Consider the following 12794-nt stretch of genomic DNA (forward strand, 5'->3'; position numbering starts at 1 on the left):
TCACCGAGCCGTCGTTGGCGTCGATTGCCTCGACGCGAGGGCAAGTGAGGCCCATCACGCCGACAGTGTTGTCGAGGGCGTGGTTGCACGCGGCAGTCAGAGTGTTGCTGCACCGAGTTGGCATTACGGACAGGATTTCGCGCAACAAGCGAGCTACGACGGTCTCTCGGGACAAATCGTCAAAGTCCGCGCCATCGCACGCGTACACGAACGCCGAGGCTACGTTCTCGGCGATGATATGCGCAGCGCTTTCAAGGCCTAAAACCTGCATCATCGCGGTATCGATAGCAGCAAAAATACAAATTCGCTCTTGAATATGATTGCATTTTGACGCACGTCCACAGAATATGCGCCTTCAACAAAGGCAAGTGCATCGTGGACAAGAACCTGAGAACCATCGTAGCTGCTGCCACCGATTATTTGGAACTCACGGCTGACCTGGTCTCGGCCTATGTGTCCAGAAATTCGGTACGACCGGCCGATATGGCGGAGCTGATCGCCAGTACGCACGCTGCGCTCACGGGGCTTGGCAATACTGGCGCACTTGCTGCTCTGGCCACTGAGAAGCTCACAGCCGGCCAGACCCGCAAGTCGATCACGCCGGACGCGCTGATCAGCTTCATCGACGGCAGGCCGTACAAGACGTTGAAGCGCCACCTCACCGGCAACGGTCTGACGATCGAGGAATACCGTGAGCACTATGGCCTGCCTAGGGACTACCCCTCCACAGCAGCAAGCTACTCGGCGCTTGCCAAAAGCCTCGGTCTCGGTCAGCAGCGTAAGAAGGTGGCCGAGCCCACCGAGACCGTGTCTAACAAGGCGAAGCGTGCCGGCCGGCCGCGCAAGGCCAAGGACCCGGCAAACAGCTGATGCCGCGCTACTGCGTGAGCCGCAGGGCGCCGATGCTTGCTTGTATCTGCTGGAAGGCTGATATAAGATCATCGGACGTATTAGCAATGAAAAATTGATTTGCTGATGATGCGCAATTTTTTAATAAATTTTGCCCTGCCGTATCGATTGGATCAGAAGGAATGCTAAATCCGATCGTGTAAATTGAGATATTAGTCGCTTTCGCATTGGTGCACGCTTGTGCGGTCAGTGCGTCAAGCGCGTTCCTAGAACTCGTCGTGTCGTTAATGTTTTGGTTCGTCGAGGGCAGACGCGGGTTCGGTGTCGTGCCATTGGCGTTCTGAAAGTAGCCGGCAGCAAAATACATCGAAACGTTTGGGGAGTATGGGTTTGTTGCCCAGCTATTTGTCCCATCTGTCATTAATATTATGATCTTATTGATAGTTGTTGCGCTCGAGCTATTGGAACTCGAAGAGTAAGCGCTTCCATCAGCAAAAACGCTAATTGGCGAGAGCGTTCGCCAGCCCCACATGAAGCCCTCGTGGATGTTGGTCGAGCCCAACGGCGCCATGTTGTTGATCAGGGTCTTCAGCGTAATCGTATTATTCGTCAGTCGCTGCAACGGCTGCGTGGTGCACCCGAAATTAGGGCCATTCGGGACGCCAGTGGAGGTGTTCGAGCTTGTTGGAGCTGGGTTGGCGGGGCTAACATACTTACACGCTCGGCCTTCGGCGGCGTTAAAAGATGTTCCAGACGGCATTATCGGGCAACTGCCAGACTTGCTGCTGTTGTCGTCATCAATGTAGCTATTGAAGCTATAGTATGTATTGCCATTGACGTTGAAACCCGCATATGTATTGCTGGAGTCGCCAGGTTCGTCAGGAGCCAGCAACGGTATGTAGTAGGAGTCTTTGTTGCCGCTGGCCGGTGCTCCATCTTGTACGTTCAAAGGATATGGCAGCGTTTCCAGGCACCCCGCCCAACCCCAGCCGGAGTAAGCTGCTTTCAGCTTTGTGAAGATATCGAACCGGCTCGTGAAGCTCGAGCTGCTCGGAGAGAGTATGTTGGTCCAGTGCAAACTGGATTGTCCGTTTTGATCGATCCAGGAAGCATATCTGTACGTTGATGGATCAACGGCCACCGCAGCAGCGAACGGCACGATCGAGATCCTAGTTGCGCTCGAGAAGGCGCTGTTGGTGTAGACATAGCTGACGAAGTTCGTCGCAGCAGTTTGAACCGCCTGCAGCTTCGTCTGCCCACCGCTCGACTCGGCCATTGATCCCGTATTGTCGAGCACGAGGGCAATCTCGAATGTTTTGGGTAGTGGCGTGGCGCATTGTGATTTGGCGCCCGGATTGATGACCGTCGTCTTCGTGAGCTTTCCGAAAAAGACCGACGATTGCTTGTGCGCCGTCAGAGTGATCTGGCGCGGGTTGCTGGTGATCACCAGAGGATCGACCACGAGGTTCGGCGCCCCCATTGCTCCGATCATCGCCGTCTGGGCTAAGGCGTTTAGATCCGACGTCGAGGTCGTGAGCGGGGTCTGGCAAAGGAGGAGTGCAGTGCCGTCCGTCGCGGCTTGTAGCTTCGTCTCGACCCGGGTTGCGAAGCCGTAATCGATCGCCGCCCCACCGAACATAAGCATCGGCACGCTGAGGAACGCGAACAAGATAGCGACATTGCCGCCGCGATCCCGGGCGATCCCGTTCCAAGCCCCTTGCCGCAGTTCATCAGGGTGTCGAGCCATTGCACGCCATCGCGTTGGAGGCCGGCACTACGACCTCGGTGTAGGTGTTCGTTCCATAGGTCTTGCCGCCCCGCGCCGGCCACGGGACGCTGGTCGAGAAGGTAATCGTGCTGCTGACGCCCTTTGCGAGTTGGATCAGCGCTCCCCCAATCATCGGGGTGTAAGCGATGCTGACCTCAGCGAAGACATAACGCATGCCCGCGGTCTGGTAGCCCGGTGGCACAGTCAGGCCAGTGGCTGTCCCTGTGCTGCGGGGGCTGGCATTGGCGTTGGCGACGCTAGAACAAACGGTCGGGATCAGGTTCGCACCATTTAGCCCAACGCCCATGGCGCTGACTACGATTTTTACCGTCGAGGAATTGAACGGGCGCATTACTGTGGTGGCAGAGGCGACGATGTCGTTCATCAGCGTCGCGCTGATCGGGTTTTGCGTGTCGCCTTGTCCGGTCAGATCAGCGACCGTGCGAGCGAGCAGGGTCAGCTTGCGCCATTCGTCGATTGCATGCGCTAGTTCCGTCATGCCCGCCCAGATGGCGAGCAGGACCGGCAATATCACGGCAAATTCCACGGCGGCGGTCGCACGGCGGTCGCGCCACATGCGCCCAGCCCGGCGAGCGAAGCACCTCAGCACGGACTCGTCCCGACAATTTGGTACGGCTCGGTGCGGAACACCGCCGTCGAGGTGAGAAGGCTCGATCCGGCACCCGTGCCGCTGCTGAACTTTCGCGTGTTCAACCCCATCAGGTTGAAGAAGGTCGGGAACTGCACGGCGGCGGTGACGATGACGATCGTGCCCGGTTTGGCGCAGGCATAGTTGGTCCCGAAACTCGTGTTCCACGTCCCCGTCGTGGCGTTGATCGGCGTCGACGCGGTGGCGCCCGCGAAAGTGCTCGACGTCGCGACGTCGATCTTGACCGCTTGGCAATTGAAAACGTTGACGATGGAAGCGGTCGCCGGCCCGCACATCGTCGTCTTCAGGGCCGCCAGCAGGGTTGCGGCATCGGTCTGGCCAGCATTGGCGATCTGGAATTGTCCGGTGAAGATTGTGCGGACCGCATTTTGCAGTGCACGATCAAAATTCTGTGTCGCCCAGATTTGAAACGCGACCTGGAAAACTGAACCGCACAGCGCCAGAAACGGCATCGCCACGAAAGCGAACTCAACCGCCGCTGCTCCGCGCTTGTCACGGAGAAAATGCAGGCGCTCAAGACGACGGAGATGCTTGAGTGGCATCGAGAAACCAGCTGTGTACCAGCGAAGTAATATTCTGCGCTATCACGCAAATCATAACGGCAGCAATAGTTTACATTTGGTTAAAAAACCTATCTAACACCACATCCTGACGAAATTTAACGTTCAAGTTTCTAAACGGTTGCTGGGAGAGCAGGTAATTGTGTTCCATTCATATGAGGATCTTACAGGATCCCGCTCCCTGAGCGCCCCTTGAATGCGTTCGTCCGCCGGATGTAGCGTGCTTGTGGCCGAGCCAAAATCCAGGAGGTTTGCACCGTGATGCTCTCGTCCCGTTCACCCGCTACGATCAGCGACGAGGGGCGTCACGCGCGCGACCGCGGCGAGCCGATCACCGCCAATCCCTACCCTGATGGCTCTGAGGAGCACCGGATTTGGGAGCGCGGCTACAAGATGCCCGACGCTGAGGCTGGGGAAGCGAACCTTAAGGGCTGAGGTCAACGACGGTCCCTAAACCCCCAGGAACCGCGCCGAGCTCTCAGATGGCCGCGCGTGCAGATACCGGCCCGTCGTTGCCACCGAGGCGTGGCCGAGCGTGGCTTGCACAAGGTGGATCGGTGCCCCACGATCCAGGCTGTGCGAGGCATGGGCGTGCCGCAGCCAGTGAGCCGAGACCTCGCCAGGGAGCCCTGCCCTAGCAGCCGCGGCCTTCATCACCCGGTGGACCGCGCTCGGATCGAGCGCCCCACCCTTCCGCGACAGGAACACCGGCGCGTCGGCCGATACAGATGCCAACTTGTCATCTGCAACCTGCAAGTCGCCAACTCTGCGACTTGCCTCCTCCCGTAGCGCCGTACGCATTTTCCACGTCGCTGCCGACAACAGCACGACCCGGGTCTTGCCGCCCTTGCCGAACACCGTCGCTTGTCCGGCCTCATCGCGGGCCGTGAGATCGCGCCAGCGCAGGCCGCAAACCTCGGAGATGCGCAGCCCGCCGCCGTAGAGCACGGTCAGCAGGACGCGGTTTTGTAGGGCAGCCTCCTGCCGGATCATCAGCAGGGCGTCAGCCTCGGCCATGATGCGCTCGGCCAGGGTGTTCTTGATCGGCGGCACCTTCACGGGCGCGCCGATGTTGAAGCGCAGGAACCCGACCTCCTGCGCGAACGTGAACAGCGACTTCAGGGCCGCGGCCGTCAGCGCCACCTTCGCCAATGAGCCCGGCCGGCCCGCGATGTATTCCTGTAGGTCGCCCATCCGCACCGAGCCGAGCGGCTTGCCGACGTGCGCCAGGAACCGGGCCGCCTCCCGCACATAATTCCGGCGGGTGTGTGGACTGGCGGACCGGGCGAGCCACAGCCGGATCATCTGCGCGTCGTCGTCCGCCTGCTGGGTGGCCGGGCCTCGACGGGCTCGACAAGCGGGACGAGGGCGTTGCTCATGAGGCAAGTGTTCCGAGGAGCTGCAGGACGAAGCCAATCAGGATCAGTCCAAAACCGGCTCGTGTACCGCGTAGGAGGGCCAGCGCCTTCCGTTCGAGTCGTGTCTCCTCCAGCATGTGCGTCGAATTCGAGACGATCGACATGTCGTACATTCGGCGGTGCATATCGCGCCAGATCTGAGCATCGCCGCTTGTATCGGCGACATCCTCCAGCCTCCCGCGCAGACCCTGGACGAGCAGGACCACGACGCCGAGCACGTCGAGTGAAAGTCCCGCAACCGACAGCGCCTTGGCCAGCGTGATCGGGTCGCCGAGCACCGTGAACAGGACCGGGTTGAGCAAGTTCGGCACAAGGTTCGCCTCAACGCAAGATAAAGATACTTACCTAGCGTTCGTGGGGATGCCGGATCGTAGAGAATTTCGAAAGCTTGTAGCTACGTCGGTCCGTGGTTGGTCATGACCTCAGATCGGCTGGCCGCCAGACGCAGCCTCGCCGTCTATTGCACTACCAGCCGCGGTGCGATCGGAGGGTGGGCGAGGCCGGGCAAACCGTGATGCTATGGCCGCCCGGCCGGTGCGGCGGACGCCTTTAGGCGGGGGCGATGTCCCGTGGATGGGGGCTACGTCCGTGGCCACATGCGTCGTGGGTCAGCTTGCTGACGAACCGGGGCATTCCGACGTCGAACGATCCGACAGGAACGGTACATGCAAGCGGGTGTTGGCCTGCTGACACAGAACGGAAGCGCGGCCGGCGCAGGCTGCTTCGCCCCCCGGGAACAGATACCATGCTGCGGCAGATCACTTGCCTCGGCGCGATGCTCGCCTGCTTCGCGCTGCCCACCACGGGCCAAGCCTCCGAGCGACAGACCTCACAGCCTAAAAAGATCGAGGTGGGCTGGGCAGGAACCCTCGACGGCACGTGGCACTGGCGGCTGCCGGACACGCCAAACGGTCTGCGCCCTACCCAGAGCTGGCACGCAACCGGCTCCGCGCCTGACGGTAGCATCTACGTCGGCGGCATGGATCACAAGACGAACGCAGCCCTGTATCGCATCGACGCACAGGCGGGCACGCTGCGGTACGTCGGTGATGCGCGCTCCGCGTCAGAGATCGCGCAAAACTGGCTGCCCGGGGAGACGGCCCAGAAATTCCACACCCGGCCACTCTGGCATAACGGCAAGATCTACGTCGCGACCATGGATCGCTCGGACCTCGACGCGGGCTACCTCGATCGACGCGGCTTTCACTGGTACGCCTACGATCCCGCCCACGACAGCTTCATGGACCTAAGCGCGTCCGAGCCTAGCGGGAGTGCCGTGCCCCATGGCAATCTCATCACCCTCGCCTCTGACCCAGCCCGCAACGTCATCTACGGCGCGGGCGTGCCGACCGGTGCGATCTATCGTTACGACGTCGCCAGCGGACGCACCCAGGACCTCGGTCGCCCGGCCTCATACAAGCAGCCCTACGTCTACACAGGGCGGGTGATGTGGGTCGACACCCACGGCCGCCTCTATTTCACCGCCAGCAACTGGGATGAACCAACAGCGCACGACCACGTGCACTACTACGACCCAGAGACCGGCTTCGGTGAGGAGAAGGACTGGCTGCTGAAGGACGGCCTAGCCCTGGAGACAGGGCAGTGCATGGACGGCGGTAAGCGGTGCGTGTTCGGAGACGACCGCGGTCACGTCTACCGGTTCGATCAGGATGCGCATACGTGGGCATACCTGGGCCAAGTAGAAACAGGTAAGACGGCGGGCTGGGGCGGTGTCGAGTTCTGGCTTTTTGCGCCGAGCTCTGACGGAAAGAGTGCCTATGTCGGCACCAGCACATCCCCACGGCCGAGTGAAGATACGACGCTGTACCAATTTGAGTTCGCGAGCGGTCGGACGCGGCGCCTATGTACGATGGCCGAACTCGACCCGGCTTTAGAGCATTTGCACGTCCACACCGGTTTCAATGCTTGGGACGCGGCTGGCCGCTTCTACTTCACAAGCTTCGACGGAAGTCCTGAGCACGGGGTTGTCGTCACCCGCATTGATCCCGCGCGCCTTGAGGCGGCATTGGTCCATAGCGCGCGCGTAGTGAGATAGACGCAATCGGCTCGGCCCCGCCGCCCGATCTGATCACAGGCTGGCAGGGGAGGTCGTCGATCTCACCAGCGTTTGGAGCATCCTTTACGCGTGAGGAGCGTTCCAGCCGCGGATCCACTCCAATAGATCCTTCTGCCACTGGCGCCCCCTTCCGCATCGTGGTGCAGAACCATGGGCGGGAGGCGGTGAAGACGGAAGGGGGCTGGTCGCTGGTGATCCGTCAAAACACGCGGTGCTGAGTCGCGGGCCCCTGGAAGCAGTGAACTGCCGCCTCGTTTCAGGACTTTCCAACAGGCCGACGCGATACTCCTGCGCTGAGGCAAGGAGAAACTCCATGCGAATGTTTGTTTCCGCCGCGCTTGCTGGTTTTGGCCTCGGCGGTCTGGCCCTTCCCGCCTCAGCCGTGCCGGCTGGCCCCGTAGCCGGCGTCTCTTCGCCTTCCGATATGCTCACCAATGTTCGGATGAGACGTCACCGCATGCGCCGACGCTCGATGATGCGGACGCAGCGGAAGTACCCCGGTGCCAGCTTCGTCCGGAACACCACTCGCGGTGCGCCCGCCGGCAGCGGCGGCGGCAACGGGACGACTGGCAGCTACGCCGCGCCCAGCGGGAAGTAGTCTTAGTCTCGCAGATCGTTTTTTCAGCCCGCCCGGTTCACCGGCGCGGGCTTTTCTTGGTCGGTACCACTAGAAGCCGGACCGACAGGACGCGGATCGGATTAGGATGTCTCTGTCGCCAATCGTCGTCACGCTGATGATCTGCTCGCCGCGCTTGCAGAGCATCGAGCAGGCCGCGGATCCGAACGGCGCGCTGGTCTCAGCCTCTGAGTAGGCCTCGCAGGTATTCTCGCGGCCGTCACACACCCTGCTTGATGCCGCTTCAGGAACCGGCCGCCAACCGATCTCCAAAGGCGTCGCGCGAGCATCGACGTAGAGGGTATTGGGCTTGAACTTCTGAAGCAGTTCAACCGCCTACGCCCCACCGGCAGCGACGACGAAGGCGAGGGCGGCAATGACGTAGCGCGTCCCGGCGAGACGATCTTGGTGAGCGTGGCTGTCGAGGGCGGTCCCGCTACGATAATGTTCGACGCCTCTTCCTGAACCGCACCTTGGTCTGGGCTGGTGAGCGTGGCATGATAGGTCATGGATAGAGCACCTCCTGCCGTCGTCCGGGTCCTGCCCGATCCTTCGAAGCCCGGACGCTTCAAATGGCATCTCTTCGACACCGACGACATGCCGCTGAACCCGGTCATCATGTCGGATGGCACCTACGCGAGTGAGGACGAGGCACGCGCGGCTGGAGAAGAAGCTCTCAATCAACACTTGGGTTAGTCGAGGCAGCACGGATCGCACCATGCCCGTCTTTATAGCCCAGCAGATGACGTTGCCCCCGCCGGACGACACGGTATCTGATACGCACCTCATGATCGTGCTGGCGGACGATGAGACCGATGCTCGTGAGGCCTTCGGGAAGGTCGTCGGGCCAAGCCTGCAGATGAGCGTCGAGGAGCTGCCGCCGGATCAAGTCGATGCCATCCGGAGCCAGCTACAGCCGAAGGTGGTGCAGCCCTACAAGCCCACTCGTCCCTGAGCGTCGGAAGGAGCACAAGCATGATCGATCCGAAGCACCCCGAGACCGACCCCGCCGAGACACCACCGGGAGAGCGCGCCTATCAGGACCTTCCGGTGAGAGGGACGGTAGAGGGTCCACGCTCGTCGGGAGGCACCGAACCGGGCGACATGGGCGCACCTGAGGGCGATCAGGAAGTCCCGCCTCATGAGCATCCTCGTGATGATGGAAAGGGCTATCGCGGTGCCTAAGAAGGCTGCCAGCACATCCGGCGGCACCCGCAGCGAGACCGGGACGGCCTTGACCTTGGACTTCGGGCGACCGCCGAGACTCTTGAACGCCGCGGCCATCTCGGCGGGCAGGCCCTCGCCGTTCGGACGTAGATCGGCGATCTCCGCATCCGTCAGCTCGGGATTGTCGGACACCTCGTCCCAATCCTCCTGGCTGTAGTCGGGGTTCGGCGCGTAGCCGGACGCGGCCGGGTCATCGACGACACGTCACTTGACCGGCCGAACACACCATCGCTCAGCCAGCGACGGGCAGCCGTCGGAGCGCTGCGCACACGGCGTGGCACACGGCTAGATCGTCCTCAGGTTCGCCACCCGACGAGCCGACGCCGCCCACGATCTCCTCGCCGACCAGCAACGGCAACCCACCCGTCAGAGGTAGGCGTCTTGGGAAGGCGAGAAGCGCTGCGTTCGTCTGGATCGCCGCCTGAAGGTCCTCGGTCGATGTGCGCGTGATTGCGGCGGTCCGAGCCTTCAACCAAGCCGCCTCCGGCGTGTGCAGTCGCGCGCCGTCGAGGCGTTCGAGAGCGAGCAGCACGCCTGCCTCGTCGACGATCGCAAACGCTACCGGAAGGCCGCGCCGTTCGGCCTCAGCGCGTCCCGCAGCCATGAGGATGCGCACGTCGGATGCGTCGAGGCAGGTACGCTGATGCATTAGCCACCGTCGGATTATGGTCGTGTGAAGCGTCGAACCAAGCCCCCCGGGGCGCCGGCTCCTCCTGCGGATCGTAGGTCTGGCCCTGCTGCGCGGGCATGGGCGCCGAATGGCGAGCGGCGGGGCGTTACGGCAGCGGCTGCGTAGATGGGGGTTCGTTCGCATCGATCCGGTGGCGGTCTCCGTCCTATCTACGCGGTTGCCGTGCGTATCCCGTGATACCACCTGCGGTCTCTGCGAGGTAGTCCATGACAGCGTCAACGAGGTTCCTGTTCGCCGTCGCCGTCGCCTTCGTAACCGGGGTGGCCAGCACGAGCGCATACATGTCCCGCGGCGACGCTCACAGGGATGTCGCGGAGGCACCACACGTGGCCGTGCCCACCCTCTCCGAGCGCCTGCGGGCTGAAGCCCACGGGCAGCCGCTGCCCTGGTCGGATCCAGTCAAGCTTACCGCCGTGGCGCCCGCACCCCCGAAGCTTCAGTTTACCCCTGGTCCCGCCGAGGTGCCCGGAGAGGGCGCCAAGTCCGTCGCGGATGGGAAGAGGAGTCCTGTCCTGCAAGCCATGCCCGTGCCTGTCCGTCCGACCGACGAGGGCATGGAACGTCACCGGATTAGGCTTGCTGACAGGGGCCAGCACGCCCGCCCAGCGCTGGATGTGGACGGACCTCGGCTCGGGTCCTTGGAGGCGCCTCGGCGCGCCCTCGACGAGGATGGTAGACATGCTCGGTTTCGTGTCGCCGAGGCAGCCGGTCCTAAGCCGAAGCCTCAGCCCGCCCCATCCCGAAATCTGCCATCGCTCCATGCCGTCGACGAGGCCCGGTTGGCTGCTCGGCGGCCTGAGCCCCGCCGCGCGCGCTTGCCTGTCCCGAGCCCCTACAGGACGGTGCGGCTGGCAGGTCGCGACGACCTCAATGTGGACGCCCCCTCGCCACGCCGAAGTGTCGTCGCTTCGGACGGTCTGATGCGCTGGCTCTCCGGACCCGGCGGCCAGTTCTGAGCGTTCCTCGCACCCGCAGAGGAGTCCCATCCATGCCAAGGCCATTCCTTCTGCTGCTCTGTGCTTGCCTCGCCCTAGGCTCAACTCAGGCCCTGGCGCAGTCGGCGGCGGAGATGCAGCGGCGCACGGCCACCATCGCAGAGCGCTACCTCGCGATCTGGTCATCGAATGACGGCGACGCGGTCGCGGGCGTGCCGTACATGTACGGGCCGACAGTGCAGTTCTACGGGCGTCCCTATACGCAGGGGCAGCTCATCAACGAGAAGCGGGCCGCCATCAGGCAGTGGCCGTTACGCCGCTACGCCATCCGGCCTGGGACCCTTCGCGTGACCTGCAACATGCCCCAGTCCAAATGCGCCGCGCGCTCGGTCATCGATTTTGTGGTGGCCAACCCAACTCGGGGTACGCGCAGAGCGGGCTCTGCGCGGTTCGATCTGGGCGTCAGCTACGCAGGCCGGCAGCCGCGCATCCTATACGAGGGTGGGAGCCTGGGTCGTCACCGCGAGGGTTGAGCCAGGAATGACCTAATGGGTGGGCGATCCGGCGGCTGACCAGCGAGGGACCCGCTCGGGTCAGAGCTGGGGGCTAGGGTGTCCTCTGATAGCACCACCTAATCCGGCATTTCCTTTGACGATTATACCGTTCGCACAAACGATGCCGTAAGCCTTCGCTTTCAACGAACGATGCAAGATATCGCGAGTTAGCACCGTAGGGCCTACCAGGTCATGGATGCGTGAATGTGCGCTACTTCATCAACACGGCGAACCACGTTACGGCGATAGATGAGGAGGGCGTCGAGTTACCGAGCCCAAGCGCCCTTCGTGACTTACTCCGCAGAGCCTTGACCGAGATCATGCGGGACGAAGAGTGCCAAACCGGCGTGGACGAGTTCACCGCTCAGGCCTACGACGATGTTGGCCGGCTGGTGATGAGCGCACGGGCCAGTTTCTCCATCACAGACCAGTAGGTCCGCTACTTCGCGGCCTTCGGCTTTGTGACCCGCTTCAGCGCTGCATCGAAATCGGCTTCGTCCTCACTGGCACCAGCCTCGCGAGCGGCTTCGATGAACCGGCGACGCTGTTCCGCGGGCGTCAGCTTCTGAGCCCCGAGCTTGCCGGGTGGCTTGGACTTCTCAGATGTAACGGCCATCCGCCATTCTGTGGGTTCAAGAACGGCTGTGAAGCGGCTACGGCCGCCGCGGTTGTCTTCACCAAGGCGACATCTTCGGCTAAAAGTTCGAGCGTGCGTGCAATTCTTTTTGCGGCCGAAAGTAGTGCCGAGTCAAAGATCAGTGACAAGCGCCGTACATCTGGCCACACGAGGTCGGTTCTAGCGTGCATGTCTGTTACTGCCTGTCCTCGAGTCTCCCGGGCGTCAGCCTCTCGGCGCCGAGCTAGGGGGGCTTTGATTTGAGGGGCGTGTCTGTCGGCATCGGTGCGGCCCTTGGATCAGCCTCAATGTAAGCCTTCACAGCGTCGGCAGCAAAAAGCCGCCGGAGATATCGCCCCGACGGCCAGAGTCTAGCAATAGACTTATTACGTCACCCGTTGACCGCATCACGCCCGCCTTCGGGCAACCTCCGCGTCAGCGCTACGCCATGTGTCAACGATATAATCGCCTTTCCTTTGGGACGGCTGTGTTGCTCGGTCCCAGCCTCAGCGACCCGCTGGAGCGCCTGGATACGATTGTGGCCTGCTTGCGGGTGCAGAGCTTCGACGGGGGGGGCGCCTTGCCCCTATTCAGCCAACTGCAAGGCTGCACGGACCAGCTTGGCCTCCTCCCGCCACGTGTCCCGCTCTGTTCTCATGGCTTCGACGAGGACGTGCATGTTGCCGGCGTCGATCGCGGTCTCGACGAGCATGTCTTGAGCGGAGGCCAGTTGCTCGCGCAACTCGGCGTTCTCGGCCGCCAGCGCTAGAAGCAGGGCGGCCACGACATCGCTCATTCCTGCTCCCGCACACC

Annotated in this window: 14 protein-coding genes; 5 read left to right on the forward strand and 9 right to left on the reverse strand. The window is 62.4% G+C overall.

Going from position 1 to position 12794, the window contains the following annotated elements; translation table 11 throughout:
- Positions 1-274: hypothetical protein (locus MKK69_RS04835; RefSeq protein WP_243966550.1), on the reverse strand; the 274-nt coding region annotated here is incomplete at its 3' end.
- Positions 275-375: 101 nt separating this feature from the next.
- Between MKK69_RS04835 and MKK69_RS04840 the strand changes: the two genes are divergently transcribed.
- Entirely contained in the window at positions 376-870 is a 495-nt protein-coding gene (locus MKK69_RS04840) for a MucR family transcriptional regulator (protein ID WP_243966558.1), read from the forward strand.
- A gap of 7 nt (positions 871-877) precedes the next feature.
- Here MKK69_RS04840 and MKK69_RS04845 read toward each other — a convergent pair whose 3' ends face one another.
- The 5 genes from MKK69_RS04845 to MKK69_RS04865 all read right to left on the reverse strand — a co-directional run bounded on the left by MKK69_RS04845 (position 878) and on the right by MKK69_RS04865 (position 5576).
- Positions 878-2596 (reverse strand): TadE/TadG family type IV pilus assembly protein, encoded by a 1719-nt coding sequence (locus MKK69_RS04845; protein WP_243966566.1) that lies wholly within the window; start codon positions 2594-2596, stop codon positions 878-880.
- Entirely contained in the window at positions 2580-3164 is a 585-nt protein-coding gene (locus MKK69_RS04850) for a TadE/TadG family type IV pilus assembly protein (protein WP_243966569.1), read from the reverse strand. The genes MKK69_RS04845 and MKK69_RS04850 overlap by 17 nt, the downstream gene beginning before the upstream one ends.
- Positions 3165-3220: 56 nt before the next feature.
- Positions 3221-3829, reverse strand: a complete 609-nt coding sequence (locus MKK69_RS04855) for a TadE/TadG family type IV pilus assembly protein (RefSeq protein WP_243966571.1) — start codon at positions 3827-3829, stop codon at positions 3221-3223.
- 468 nt (positions 3830-4297) lie between these two features.
- On the reverse strand, positions 4298-5152 hold the full coding sequence (locus MKK69_RS04860; RefSeq protein WP_243966572.1) for a tyrosine-type recombinase/integrase: 855 nt from the start codon (positions 5150-5152) through the stop codon (positions 4298-4300).
- Between the two features lie 70 nt (positions 5153-5222).
- Complete coding sequence (locus MKK69_RS04865) at positions 5223-5576, reverse strand: hypothetical protein (protein ID WP_243966573.1); 354 nt, start codon at positions 5574-5576, stop codon at positions 5223-5225.
- Between the two features lie 434 nt (positions 5577-6010).
- On the opposite strand from MKK69_RS04865, the gene MKK69_RS04870 reads away from it, so the two are divergent.
- Positions 6011-7321 carry a hypothetical protein gene (locus MKK69_RS04870; RefSeq protein ID WP_243966574.1) on the forward strand — a complete coding sequence of 437 codons (1311 nt, stop codon included), beginning with the start codon at positions 6011-6013 and terminating at the stop codon, positions 7319-7321.
- A 1355-nt stretch (positions 7322-8676) separates the two neighbouring features.
- The gene (locus tag MKK69_RS04875) at positions 8677-8913 is read left to right on the forward strand and encodes a hypothetical protein (protein ID WP_243966575.1); all 237 of its coding nucleotides are present in this window, start codon (positions 8677-8679) and stop codon (positions 8911-8913) included.
- Here the strand turns inward: MKK69_RS04875 and MKK69_RS04880 are convergent.
- Positions 8892-9317 (reverse strand): BrnA antitoxin family protein, encoded by a 426-nt coding sequence (locus MKK69_RS04880; protein ID WP_243966576.1) that lies wholly within the window; start codon positions 9315-9317, stop codon positions 8892-8894. The two genes, MKK69_RS04875 and MKK69_RS04880, sit on opposite strands and share 22 nt — an antisense overlap.
- A gap of 100 nt (positions 9318-9417) precedes the next feature.
- A complete protein-coding gene (locus MKK69_RS04885; protein ID WP_243966577.1) occupies positions 9418-9834 on the reverse strand; it encodes a GlcG/HbpS family heme-binding protein in 417 nt (138 codons plus the stop codon).
- A gap of 1111 nt (positions 9835-10945) precedes the next feature.
- On the opposite strand from MKK69_RS04885, the gene MKK69_RS04890 reads away from it, so the two are divergent.
- Positions 10946-11344, forward strand: coding sequence for a hypothetical protein (locus tag MKK69_RS04890; RefSeq protein WP_243966578.1), 399 nt, complete (start codon positions 10946-10948; stop codon positions 11342-11344).
- Positions 11345-11571: 227 nt separating this feature from the next.
- Complete coding sequence (locus tag MKK69_RS04895) at positions 11572-11799, forward strand: DUF6894 family protein (protein WP_243966579.1); 228 nt, start codon at positions 11572-11574, stop codon at positions 11797-11799.
- Between the two features lie 768 nt (positions 11800-12567).
- On the opposite strand, the gene MKK69_RS04900 is transcribed toward MKK69_RS04895, so the two are convergent.
- The coding region (locus tag MKK69_RS04900) for a hypothetical protein (protein ID WP_313900827.1) at positions 12568-12794 on the reverse strand (227 nt) is incomplete at its 5' end.

The organism is Methylobacterium sp. J-026, assembly GCF_022829585.1.
Taxonomy (GTDB): Bacteria; Pseudomonadota; Alphaproteobacteria; order Rhizobiales; family Beijerinckiaceae; genus Methylobacterium.

Coding starts and splice junctions, on each gene's coding strand:
- MKK69_RS04870 (WP_243966574.1), top strand. CDS start 6,011: ATGCTGCGGCAGATCACTTGCCTCGGCGCGATGCTCGCCTGCTTCGCG.
- MKK69_RS04860 (WP_243966572.1), bottom strand. CDS start 5,152: ATGATCCGGCTGTGGCTCGCCCGGTCCGCCAGTCCACACACCCGCCGG.
- MKK69_RS04875 (WP_243966575.1), top strand. CDS start 8,677: ATGCCCGTCTTTATAGCCCAGCAGATGACGTTGCCCCCGCCGGACGAC.
- MKK69_RS04845 (WP_243966566.1), bottom strand. CDS start 2,596: ATGGCTCGACACCCTGATGAACTGCGGCAAGGGGCTTGGAACGGGATC.
- MKK69_RS04890 (WP_243966578.1), top strand. CDS start 10,946: ATGCAGCGGCGCACGGCCACCATCGCAGAGCGCTACCTCGCGATCTGG.
- MKK69_RS04855 (WP_243966571.1), bottom strand. CDS start 3,829: ATGCCACTCAAGCATCTCCGTCGTCTTGAGCGCCTGCATTTTCTCCGT.
- MKK69_RS04885 (WP_243966577.1), bottom strand. CDS start 9,834: ATGCATCAGCGTACCTGCCTCGACGCATCCGACGTGCGCATCCTCATG.